This is a genomic window from Xenorhabdus bakwenae (genome assembly GCF_030272115.1).
Taxonomy (GTDB): Bacteria; Pseudomonadota; Gammaproteobacteria; order Enterobacterales; family Enterobacteriaceae; genus Xenorhabdus; species Xenorhabdus bakwenae.
In genome coordinates this window covers 3,870,647-3,882,722 of the sequence record NZ_CP119194.1, presented here as the reverse complement: position 1 = coordinate 3,882,722, position 12,076 = coordinate 3,870,647, and the positions used below count along the sequence as shown (strand labels likewise).

The 12,076-nt window shown below is 50.9% G+C and carries 7 protein-coding genes and 3 pseudogenes; 6 read left to right on the top strand and 4 right to left on the bottom strand.

The window, feature by feature from the left end:
* Positions 1–90: 90 nt before the first annotated feature.
* Both PXH59_RS19200 and PXH59_RS19195 read right to left on the bottom strand, forming a co-directional pair.
* Positions 91–297, bottom strand: a complete 207-nt coding sequence (locus PXH59_RS19200; RefSeq protein WP_047770844.1) for a helix-turn-helix transcriptional regulator — start codon at positions 295–297, stop codon at positions 91–93.
* 138 nt (positions 298–435) lie between these two features.
* The gene (locus tag PXH59_RS19195) at positions 436–1,707 is read right to left on the bottom strand and encodes a tyrosine-type recombinase/integrase (RefSeq protein ID WP_285809762.1); all 1,272 of its coding nucleotides are present in this window, start codon (positions 1,705–1,707) and stop codon (positions 436–438) included.
* A 187-nt stretch (positions 1,708–1,894) separates the two neighbouring features.
* Here PXH59_RS19195 and PXH59_RS19190 point away from each other — a divergent pair.
* From PXH59_RS19190 to PXH59_RS19170, 5 genes and pseudogenes are all read left to right on the top strand, one after another.
* Positions 1,895–2,458 (top strand): annotated as a pseudogene (locus PXH59_RS19190) (TIGR03749 family integrating conjugative element protein); the annotation flags it as partial.
* A pseudogene (locus PXH59_RS19185) lies at positions 2,448–3,846 on the top strand (TIGR03752 family integrating conjugative element protein). The pseudogenes PXH59_RS19190 and PXH59_RS19185, both read left to right, overlap by 11 nt.
* On the top strand, positions 3,846–4,202 hold the full coding sequence (locus tag PXH59_RS19180) for a hypothetical protein (RefSeq protein WP_285809760.1): 357 nt from the start codon (positions 3,846–3,848) through the stop codon (positions 4,200–4,202). The pseudogene PXH59_RS19185 and the gene PXH59_RS19180 overlap by 1 nt, the downstream one beginning before the upstream one ends.
* Complete coding sequence (locus PXH59_RS19175) at positions 4,190–4,591, top strand: TIGR03751 family conjugal transfer lipoprotein (protein ID WP_285809759.1); 402 nt, start codon at positions 4,190–4,192, stop codon at positions 4,589–4,591. The genes PXH59_RS19180 and PXH59_RS19175 overlap by 13 nt, the downstream gene beginning before the upstream one ends.
* Positions 4,591–7,336 (top strand): annotated as a pseudogene (locus PXH59_RS19170) (conjugative transfer ATPase). The gene PXH59_RS19175 and the pseudogene PXH59_RS19170 overlap by 1 nt, the downstream one beginning before the upstream one ends.
* A gap of 72 nt (positions 7,337–7,408) precedes the next feature.
* Here PXH59_RS19170 and PXH59_RS19165 read toward each other — a convergent pair.
* Positions 7,409–7,774, bottom strand: coding sequence for a hypothetical protein (locus PXH59_RS19165; RefSeq protein WP_285809758.1), 366 nt, complete (start codon positions 7,772–7,774; stop codon positions 7,409–7,411).
* Positions 7,775–7,920: 146 nt separating this feature from the next.
* Between PXH59_RS19165 and PXH59_RS19160 the strand changes: the two genes are divergently transcribed.
* A complete protein-coding gene (locus tag PXH59_RS19160; protein WP_285809757.1) occupies positions 7,921–11,166 on the top strand; it encodes an Ig-like domain-containing protein in 3,246 nt (1,081 codons plus the stop codon).
* Between the two features lie 242 nt (positions 11,167–11,408).
* On the opposite strand, the gene PXH59_RS19155 is transcribed toward PXH59_RS19160, so the two are convergent.
* Entirely contained in the window at positions 11,409–12,044 is a 636-nt protein-coding gene (locus PXH59_RS19155) for a GAD-like domain-containing protein (protein ID WP_285809755.1), read from the bottom strand.
* Positions 12,045–12,076 lie beyond the last annotated feature (32 nt).

Here is a 12,076-nt window from a genome sequence, read left to right as displayed (position 1 = left end):
GATTGTTGGTGAAACGCCTCGCAGTGTTGACGCACTTCGGGGCGTTGTGTTTTATAGTCCGTTTCTTCTTATGTCATGTTCTCTTATTCGTTATGCTGCCCGTGATTCGGCGATCTGCTGAGCAATCCAGTTATCAATTTCTGCTTCGATAAAGGCCACTGAGCGAGGCCCGATTTTAACTTGCTGTGGAAATGTTCCGTCGCTAATCAGTTTGTAGATCCACGCTTTGCTGTAACCCGTTCTGCGTTGCACTTCCGGCAGACGGATCATGCTGGTTTTCAATGCTGCCATTGTCATGTTTTATTCTCCTGTTACCGAGTCCTTGAGCGCTCATCGTGGACGTTGTTGGATGACAGGCGGATTATTGAAAAAAACAAGACATAATGAACAGCGTTAACTCTTTTTCTCCCGATGAGAATTAATTGTTAGGTTGCATTATCGGTTTTTTCGGTCGCGCAGCGGTTTGGCGAAGTCATAGGGCGTGATGAATTTTTCCCGGTTTGCGTCCAGATAATCCGCCCACCACTGCATCATCAGTCGCCGTTCATCCAGATGTTTAGACGTGTGGATATACGCTGCCCTGACGCTGTTTCGTTCGATATGGCTGAGCTGGCGCTCGATAGCGTCATCACTCCAAAGGCCTGATTCCCCCATTGCCCCGCGTGCCATTGTGCGGAATCCGTGTCCACATATCTCGATTTTAGTGTCGTAGCCTATGCTGCGTAAAATTCTGTTAACCGTTGCTGCATCTATAACTTTCGTGGAATGGTGAGCGCTGGGGAACATCACATCACCGTTACCGCTCAGTTTGTGCAGGGTTTTGATAAGCCGAACCGCCTGATGGCTTAACGGCACGATGTGCTCAGTTTTCATTTTCATGCCCCGTTCAGAGAATTTAACGCCTTCAATGGCTTTTCTTGTGGCAGGAATTTTCCACACGGCATTTTCAAGATCGATTTCCTGCCAGCGGGCGAATCTTAATTCGCTGATGCGAACAAATGTTAATAGTGTCAGCCCGACGGCTATTTTGAATATTAAGCGTCCACGGTAGGCGGATAAGCGTCTCAGGAAATCAGGTAAATCTTCGTGGGGCAGCGCCGGGCGGTGGTGACATTTTGCGGTAGTCAGTGCGCCAGCCATGTCGTTAGCGGGATTGAATTCCAGAATATCATTCTGGACGGCGTATCGCATAATTGCAGTGATACGTTGGCATAAACGTTGAGCGGTATCATGCTTGCCCTGTTCATCAATGGCTTTGACTGGAGCTAACAGTTGGCTGGTGCGTAATGTGGTAATGTCACGTGAGCCAATGCTGGGGAAAATATATTTTTCAAGGTTATGTAGTATTATCTGACGGTAATTTTCATCCCAGCGCTTATTACTGGCATGCCAAACACGGGCGACTTGTTCAAAGGTGTTCACTTTAGCCGGAGAAGACGTACTTTTTTTCTCTACTTTAGGGTCAATGCCCTGCGCCATCAGCTTTTTAGCTTCATCGCGTTTAGCACGAGCTTCGGCTAATGACACGGCAGGGTAGACACCAAACGCCATCCGGTCTTCTTTTTTATCGGTGGGGCGATGGTACTTCATGCGCCAATATTTAGATCCGCGTGACGTGATCTCCAGATAGAGACCACCGCCATCGGCTAGCTTGTAAGTTTTTTCTTTGGGTTTTGCGGTTTCAACCTGTCGGGCGGTGAGTTTCATGATTAGAGCATCTCTGTAATCGAATAATAGTCATCATCAAATGGTAAGTGCCCCAGATTATGCCCCTCGCTGCATATTGATTGCAACAGACTAAACGAGACGTAAAAATAAGAGATCACACTGATTTTGTTGTAGTTTATAAAAATTATTTTACTTAGCCAGACTTCACTGGAAGTGGAACTAGTTCCAATTGCAGGACAGTGAAAACGGCGAAATCGTTTTACTGGATATCACCGCCAGTAAAACGGGCGCAACGGAACCCGTGCGTATTGTTTACCCGGCTGAAAAACACCCCCTTCCGACTGAAAAATCACAACAGCAGGCCAACGCCCAATTATTGGCGCCCGTTCCGGTCGCCTTAACCCGTTATGCCGCGCAGCAACTGTATGCCCCGTTGCGTACCGTCGAGCCGGTGACAGGCATCCAGCTGGTGAATCTGCATTTACCTGAGTTTATCACCACACTCTACCCGTCAGAGCCGATAGCCATCTCTCCGCTGGCAGGCTGGCGATTACACCCTCACACGGTCATCGCGCTGAAACTGCGCAATACGGCCAAACACACTATCACCCTCGACCCGCGAAGATTACAGGGGCAGTTTGTGGCCGCCACGTTCCAGCATCGTTGGCTGGGTGAAACGGGGTCGCCGGAAGATACGACGGTATTGTACCTCGTCACAAAAGTACCGCTGGATAATACCTTTATCCCTGAGCCGGCATCGGTGAAACCGGGAGGCCGCGATGCAGATTAAATCCAACAGCCTGGTGAAAATACTGGTGCCGACAGTGCTGGTTATTGGTGGGTTTATCGGCATCAAAAGTTGCAGCTCAACGGAAGGTGCCGCGCCCAACACGACGGCGAATAATGTGCTGGCCACGCTGTCACCGGAAGAGTTACAGGCGCTGGGGGTGGGTGGCGATACACCGGAAGACACATTGCGCACACTGATCGGCACGCTTAACCATGTCCGGGCTGAGCAAAAACGCCTGAGCCAGCAGAATACCGATATTTTGAAAGAAAATGGTCAGTTAAAAAATCAGAATCAGGATGTTGCCGGCCAAATCGATGCGGCGGTTGCCGCTATCCGTCAGGAGGATGAACAGCGTCAGCGCACGTTGCAGGATGAGCAGCAAAGTGTGCTGGCACAACTTGATTTGCTCACTGAGCGGTTAAATTCAGCACCTTTGTCTGTACCGGAAAGCCAAAACGCATTGAGCAGTCCGTATGCCGCCCACCCAGTCAGTGGGCAGGATGAATTTATCTGGGTCAATCCGGCGGATGAAAAACCGACAGCGTTGCAGGCGATGGGGAATGGTCAATCGACACCGCAATATCCCACTTCTTTTTTTAAGTGAACAACCGACAGCGGGACAAAAAGTGCAGAATGAGTCCGCGCTGAAGGAAAAGAACGAAACCCCGGTCTATACCTTGCCGGAAAATGCCACGCTGGTCGGCAGTCAGGCGATGACCGCGTTATTAGGCCGGGTGCCTGTCAATGGCACCGTAACCGACCCTTACCCGTTCAAAGTTCTGATTGGTAAAGACAACCTGACCGCCAACGGCATCGAACTGCCGGAGGTGGAAGGGGCGGTGGTGTCCGGTTCGGCCAGTGGTGACTGGACTCTTTCCTGTGTACGCGGGCAGGTCAATTCCATCACCTTTGTGTTTCAGGATGGCACCGTGCGCACCCTGCCGGGCACAGGGCAGAACCAGCAGGGTATCGGCTGGTTATCTGATGAAAACGGCATTCCCTGTATCAGCGGTGAGCGTAAATCCAACGCCAGCACCTATCTGCCGACGTTGTTTGCCCTGTCAGCCATGAATTCGGCCGGCGATGCCCTGAACGAGAGTCAGCGAACCGCCCAGACCAACGGCGCTGGCGGCATCACTTCCGCTTTAACGGGCAACGCCGGACAGGCTGCATTAGGAAAAGCCATGGCCGGTGGCATGAATGACATCACCGAATGGCTCAAACAACGTTACAGCCAGACGTTTGATGCGGTCTACGTGCCGCCCGGTGCCGGTGTTGTGGTGCATATCACCCAAAGTCTGGCGATGGATTACGAAACGAAAGGCCGTAAGGTGCGTTACGACTTTAGTGAACCCGTTCAACATGATACTCAGGAAGCCCTAGATTAATGGAAAAGCCTGTCTTTCAATGGCTGTTCAGTGCCAGCCAGCCCTATTGCCTGCAAGTCAGCAGACCCCCACACGCTGAGCCTGTACCGGTTCAGCTCTGCTGGCGGCCTGTCCATCAAAAAGCGTCCCGGCTCTGTCTTGCCATCGGCAATGCGTGTCAACAGCTGGGTGACGGTGATTTTACGGTCTTGCGCCTGTCAGACAAACAGTGGCAATCCATGGTGGCAGGCAACAACGAGACTGAGCCTGAACAGTGGGAGCGCCTGCCGTTTACGGTATCGGAGCTGGCCGTCCATCCTGAGTTTGCCACCTTGACCGCGATTGGCATTACGGAGGTTCAGCGATGCGAAAAATAAACGCCGTTGTCGTGCTGTGTCTGTCAGGGCTGATGGCCGGTTGTTCAACCTCGAAAGACACGCTGCTGCCTGCCGGCGGGCAGACGGTGCTGGCGATGTGGCAGGGCAATAAAGCCGGCCACACTGCCGTGCAGGCCAGAGCCGCATTGCGCAGAATGTTGACCGGAACCGAACGCCGCCGGGCTTTGGAAGAGCATTACCATTACAGCCGTTCGGCTGCGCAGGAAATCAGTCAGCAGTTTCCCCGTCTCCCCAATCCCGATATGGTGATGTATGTCTTCCCACATCTGGCGGCAGGCAATACGCCGATACCCGGCTACAGCACCGTGTTCCCGTTTTATCAGCAGGTGCAATACGCCCTGCCGGGTGAACGCACGGAGGTACTGTAATGAAAAATCCCAAGGCACTGCATCGCCCCGGCCAACTGCGTGAAGCCGATGAAGCCGCAATTTACCGGGCCAGTCCCTCCATCATTGACTACCTGCCCTGGGTGGAATATCTGGAAGACGGGCAGTGCCTGTTGCTGGATGACGGGGTTTCCGTGGGTGCGGTCTATCGCATCGAACCGGTGGCCACCGAAGGGCGCCCGAGTGAACGGTTGATTGAAATTCGGGACCAACTGGAGGATGCGATCCAGGACAGTCTGGAAGAAGACGATATCTCCCCCTGGGTGGTGCAGTTTTTTTGTCAGGATGAAGATGATCCATCCGGTTACCTCAATACGTTACTGGACTATGTAAAACCCTGGGCAAAAGATACGCTCTTTACAGCCGCTTTCCTGGCTGAATCTGAGCGCCATCTGAACAGCATTGCTCAGCCTGAGGGGATATTTTATGACAGCTTAATTACCGGGCAACCGTGGCGGGGGCAGCAGCGCCAGACCCGCATGGTGGTTTACCGCTGGCTGCCGGCTCACAAATCGCAGACACACCATCAAACCGTATCCCCGGTGGCGGCACTTAATCAGGTCTGCGAGCGGCTGGTTTCCTCACTGGCATCGGCGGGCATTGCTACCGTTCGACAAAATGGTAGCCAAATTCACCACTGGCTGCTGCGTCATTTTAACCCAGCCCCGGACTGGAGCATGGCCAAAGCCGATTTTTACCATACGGTGAGTTATGAAACGCCCATGCAGCTCGAACTTCCGATCCATAATGACTTTGCCGAAAGCCTGTGGTTTACCCCACCGGTATCTGATCCCGAAAACGGACTCTGGTGGTTTGATGGCCTGCCGCATAAAGCGGTGCCGGTTGAACGCCTGCGCCGACCGCCTGAGCCGGGCACGCTGACGGGCGAAGTGAAACGGGGGGATAATATCAATGCGCTGATGGATATGATGCCGGCAGGCACCGTGGTTTCTTTGACCATCGTGGCGCAGGCACAGGATACACTGGAAGAGAGCTTTACCCGGCTGGCAAAAAATGCGGTGGGGGAAAATACCGAATCGGCACGTGTCCGGCAGGATGTGCAGGAGGTCAAAACCTTACTGGGACGGCGGCATAAACTGTATCGCAGTGCGCTGGCCTTTCTGGTGCGCGGCAACGATGTCACTGATCTGAACCAGCGGGTGCATCAGTTATCGTCAACCCTGCTGAGCACCGGATTACAACCGGTGCGACCGGAATTCAGTGTGTCCCCGCTGAATGCCTATTTACGCGCCCTGCCAATGTGTTTTAACCCGCAGAAGGATAAGAAACACTGGTATAGTCGCCTGACCTGGGTACAACATCTGGCGGGACTATTGCCGGTGACAGGCCGTTCAACCGGCACCGGGCATCCGGGGTTCAGCTTCTTTAATCGCGGTGGTGCGCCGCTGACCTTCGATCCGATGAATAAACAGGATCGCACCCAAAATGCGCATTTGCTATTGTTTGGCCCGACCGGGGCAGGTAAATCCGCCACCCTGTGTGCTTCCCTGGTGCAACTGATGGCTATCCACCGACCACGTTTGTTTATTGTCGAAGCGGGGAACAGCTTTGGTTTACTGGCCGATTACTATGCCAGCCTGGGGCTGACCGTCAATAAAATCGGTATCAAACCGGGCTGTGGTGTCAGTCTGGCGCTGTTTGCCGATGCCCATCAGTTGCTGCAACTCAGCCCCCAACAATGGCGTATTCATGAAGCCGATATTCCGGATACGGATGAATCGCAGGATGAAGGTGATGAGCAGCGCGATATTCTGGGCGAGATGGAAATTGCCGCCCGGCTGATGATCACCGGCGGTGAGAAAAAAGAGGAAGAGCGCCTGACCCGTTCGGATCGGGGATTAATTCGTGAAGCCATTATGATGGCAGCCCACACCAGCTTTGCTGAGGGACGCCAGATGCTGGCCTCTGACTTACAGAATGCCCTGTATGCCATCGCCCGCAATCACCAGCAGGATGAGCATGGCCAGCCCTTGATCACGGCACATCGCCGGGCACGGGCAGATGAAATGGCCGGTGCCATGTCGATGTTTACCCAGGGTTTTGAAGGGGAACTGTTTAACCGTCCCGGCACGCCGTGGCCGGAAGTGGATGTCACCTTGATTGATTTGGGTACACTGGCGCGTGAAAACTATTCGGCACAAATGGCACTGGCGATGGTGTCACTGATTAACACCGTGAATAATCTGGCCGAACGCGACCAGTATCAGGACAGGGAACTGCAACTGGTGATAGACGAAGGGCATATCACCACCACCAACCCGCTGCTCTCCCCCTATATGACCAAGGTCGTGAAAATGTGGCGTAAACTGGGTGCCTGGTTGTGGCTCGCAACGCAAAACCTCGCCGACTACCCAGACACGGCTGAAAAGATGCTGAATATGGCGGAATGGTGGCTGTGCCTGACCATGCCGCCGGATGAAGTCGAGCAAATCGCCCGGTTCAAGAAACTGAACGAAGAACAAAAAGCGGTACTACTCTCTGCCAGTAAACTCCCGCGCTGTTATACCGAAGGTGTGGTGCTGGCGAAAAAAAATCGAAGCGCTGTTTCGGGTGGTGCCACCGAGCCTGTATCTGGCGCTGGGGATGACGGAAAAAGAAGAAAAAGCGGAACGACGGGCGTTAATGCGCGAGCACCAGTGCAGTGAGCTGGAGGCGGCGATATTGGTGGCCAGAAAAATGGATATTGCGCGGGGGTTACGGGTTTGATTGTGTGGTTAAAAGTCTCGGATGAGCCTGTCGTGTATTTCCACAAAATACACGACAGGCTCTATGAGAAACTTATTCCCAGGAAAATGTTGCCTTTCTTGGGTTAAATGTCAGCTTAGCTTTCTTCCAGTCCTTTCCTGCCAGAACCATTTCTATGCACTGTGTAGGGTAGAGATCATCTGCGGGAGTAAAGGTTTCATAGGCGGAATCGGCATTAAGTTTAAACTGATGTGTTATCTTGACTTCCCTTTTCCCATCAGGATGCTGTTGTTGCAGGCATTCTACGTATGCTTCATTAAAGTCATCAGGTAATCCTTCAAGCATACAGCCTTGTGCCCATGAAAGGAGTTGTTCAGGCGTATATTGTTCCGCTTCTGCGTCTGAAGTTATGGGGGTATTTAAGATGCGATCTAACGTATTCGTGAATGATGACAACATTGCCGATATCTCTGATAAATAATTTAGTGAAATTATTTTATAACGAGCAGATAATTTTCTCGATCAGAAAAAGAATTAACCACAGTATTTAACGCGCTTTTTCTGCATGTTACCCCTTTCAGCATTAATGAAAAGGGTCACAATCCGTGGTACAAAAAATCCAGTCCCGTCGGTTCAGCAGGGTAAAATATTCGATTATTGGTTTGTTAAGCCTGTCACTCAGTTTTCTCGGTCAGGCCACGCCGGAAGTTCCGAACTCGGATCAGCATGAGCACACCCTGGCCGAAATCACCACCCAATGGGGACAACTGACTCAATCGCAGTCACCCAACGAAGCGGCAAAAACAATGGCTGCCCAGCAGTTATCGTCTGCGGTCACATCAACACTGACACAGTGGTTGAACCAATATGGCAATGCCCGCCTCGCACTCCCTTTCGACAGCCATTTTTCGTTAAAAGACGTTGCATTTGACTGGCTGTTACCCTGGTATAACGTAGCTTCGGGTACGGCATTCAGTCAGTTCGGGGTAAAAACCCACCACGGTCAGACAACAACTACACTTGGATTTGGCTATCGCTATTTAGCCGATAACTGGTTATGGGGGGCCAATGTCTTCTGGGATGCGTTGTGGCCGGAGCAGCATCACCGGTATAGTCTTGGGTTAGAAGCCTGGCATGATAACGTCAAATTGTCTGCCAACTTTTATCAGCGTTTATCCCATTGGAAGCCCTCCCGGCTTACAGATTTCGATGCAAGACCGGCAAACGGCTGGGATATTCAGGCCGAAGCATATTTACCTGCGTTTCCTCACTGGGGCGGGCAATTGCAGTTTGAGCACTATGACGGGCAGCAGGTCGCGTTATTCGGTGAATCCGAACGCCAGAAAAACCCGTACAGCGTCACCGCAGGGCTGACTTACACGCCCGTGCCGTTAGTGACACTGGGTGCCGATTTTCGGCAGGGTAAACACGGTGCCAGCGAGAATCGCTTTACCCTGAACCTCAATTATCGGTTGGGTGTTCCATTAAGCCAACAGCTTGATCCAAACGCGGTCGCGCCACTGCGCAGCCTGAGAGCCAGTCAGCTGGATTTTGTGAACCGGCGCAGCGATATGGTGCTGGATTATCAGAAACAGACGTTGATAACACTGGCTTTCCCCGCATCCATTAATGGGTATGAAAGCAAGGAAGTGACCTTTGTTCCCGTTATCCAGTCCAAATATCCGCTGGCACGTTTAGAGCTGGATACGGCTGAATTGCAGCAGGCAGGCGGAAAAATACTTTATCAGCAACCAGATAAAGTGACGTTACGGTTGCAGAAAACCACGAAAAACCCCGTCCGGCTTTCGGGGATCGCCATCGACAGCCGGGGTAATCGCTCCAGCCGGGCAGAAATCATGATGGTGAGTTTGCCGACCGAAAAACAATTACAGGTGACAGCAAATAAAACGCAGGCCAAAGCCGATGGTCATGACAGTGTGATCTATACCGTCCTTGTCACCGATCAGGAAGGCGCTCCCGTCCCGGATCAGACCGTTATCTGGTCAAGTGATAAAGGCGAATTGTCCCAAACCCGACAACATACGGATGCGCAGGGGCAGGCCTCGGTCGTGCTGCGCAGTCGTCAGCAGGGGCTGCATGCGGTACGTGTTTCCGTGGATGAAGAGGCTGTTATTGCACCTTCAGTACAGTTTGATACAGTGCTGATACCCGAAATTACTGTTGATAAGCACAGCGTTAAGGCGGATGGAAAAGCCATGGCGACGCTGACCGTTACTGTCAAAAACGCAGCCGATGAACCTGTACCCAATCAGGCTGTTGGCTGGCAGACCAGCCTTGGCCAGTTCTCCAAATTTTCATTAATGACTGATGCAAAAGGGCAGGCCACGGCTGATTTAACCAGCAAAGTATCAGGAAATGCCGAAGTGACGGTGGCGGTTGGCAGTGAAACGATGATGTCCTCTCCGATTAGCTTTACCGCCTCGTTAACGCATACGCTTCAGGCTGACAAGCAAATGGCTATTGCCGATGGGCAGGACAGCATCCTTTATACGGTGAACGTGCGCGATGCAGCAGATCGCCCCGTTGCCAGCAGCCAAGTGCAATGGTCAGCGGATAACGGGCAACTGTTGGACAGGCAAGAGCAGACAAACAGTCAGGGAGAAGCGACAGCCCGGTTAGTCAGTCGCACCGCAGGGAGGGCAACGGTGAAAGCAGCGGTGGCGGGAAAAACACTTAGTGCCTCTCCGGTGACGTTTGAGCGTTTGCTGAAACCGGCTATCACGGTGGATAAAGTCCGGGCGAAAGGTGATGGTCAGGATACCGTGGTGTTGACCGCCACGGTGAAAGACTCACTGGGGCTATCTGTGGAAAATCAGTCAGTGAGTTGGCTAACGGATCACGGTGTGTTGTCTTCAGAACGGACACAAACTGACCATCAGGGACAAGCACAGGTTAAGCTGAGCAGTACATTTGCAGGGGAACATCAGGTGCAGATCCAGGTTGGCGGTAATAAAGTGGCCGCCCCTATTGTCACCTTTGATGAAGTGCTGTTATCCACCATTCGGGTCAATAAAACCCGTGCTGCGGCGGATGGCGAAGATCGGGTGACTTTTACTGTCACCGTCACCGATATTCATGGGCAGGGGATAGCGGATAAAGCGGTTGATTGGTCTGGCAATCTTGGCGAGATGATTTTTGCGGATGACTGGACGGACAGTCAGGGAAATGCAACAGCAACCCTTGTCAGTCGTCATGCTGGGCAGGCTTCGGTTACTGCTGAAATTGGTGAGCAGCCAGTCGTCTCCTCTGTGGAATTTATCCTGCCATTACGCCTGGTTGATACCGTTGCCGTTGACCGCCAGGGCGGCAATGCCAACCAGAAATCGTTTGGTCTCCGGGGGCCTTCCGTACTCTGGCGTGGTGCGAAATTCCGTCTTATCACGGCAGACAATACAGGTAGGGTAAGCTGGCAGAGTAATTCGCCCGCAGTCACGGTATCGGGTGATGTGGTGACGGTACAGCAAAATCCTGATGGAGTCAGGCTCACGGGTACTGATGAGACAGGGCAACAGGTCGAACTGACCTTGACGGTTCACACCTGGTTTGAGCGCTCCGGCCTGACGAAAGCGTTTTACTCAGAAGCAAAGCAACTTTGCAAATCACTCGGCAGCCGGATTGCCTCCAAATATGCGCTGGAACAGCTCTATGAGGAATGGGGCAATTTTTATCTTTATGATGGTTGGGCAAGGGAATTTTATGTGACCTCCACGGATTATCTGGCCGCCAGCTCAGGTTTTGCAGAGCATCAGGCGAAATGGGTATTTTGGGCAGAAACCGACCGGTGGATGCGAAATGGCTGGCCGATGACAGGATTTGCGTGTAGTCGTTAATTGTATTGGCTTACCCGAAGTCTTCAATAAAACTATTAAAATCGACATTCCGCCCTGCATTCGTAATGCATTGTTTTAATTAATAATTAACAAAGGTATAAATTTTATATAAACAATCAAAAATCAGCATATTACAGATATAGATGCGGAATGATGGTTAAAATAATTATCACGCATTATTTATACTCATAATAAATACATAAAGTGACTGTTAAAACAGTCACTTTAGCAATAGAGAATAATCAAATCTCTTGAATATCTGGATCTGCAAATTGACGAAGAATATCTAGGTGGATGTGCATATCCAATTTTCTGACATTTTCGAGTTTAATTTCACCACCTAATACAATGGCAGGCTCAAAACCGAAAATTTCATTTTCATCTAATGGACCGTATTTTTTAACTAATCTAGGAAATATTCCTGTATTTCCACTGCCTTTTAAGTCAAAATTGTCGGCAGACTTTATCCCAAAGAAAGAGGATATTTCTTCATTCAAGTCTTGTTGATTTTTTTTGTATGCTCTTCTTTTAGAAAAAGTGATAGTATTAAAAATACAAGATATTGTTAAATTAATTCCTGTTTGCTCACCACAGAGATAGAGTTTGCCAAAACCACTTCTTGCAATAACATGATAAGCATCCATTGATTCAAATGGTGTATCCTCCAACCACATATCGACAATATCTTCGTAATCATCGGGATCTACAATGCTAAATAATCCATCCTGATAACTATTCCAGCCTTCTGTTTTCCAGTAGTGTAGCAGTCTTTCAGGTAACCTACCTTGCCATTTTTCTATTGCTTCAGTAGGAACAGCTCTATGCTGAGTCGCCTCTCCCAAATCTTCAATAAAGCACTCAAAATCTTCATCACGCATTATTTATACTCATAATAAATACATAAAGTGAC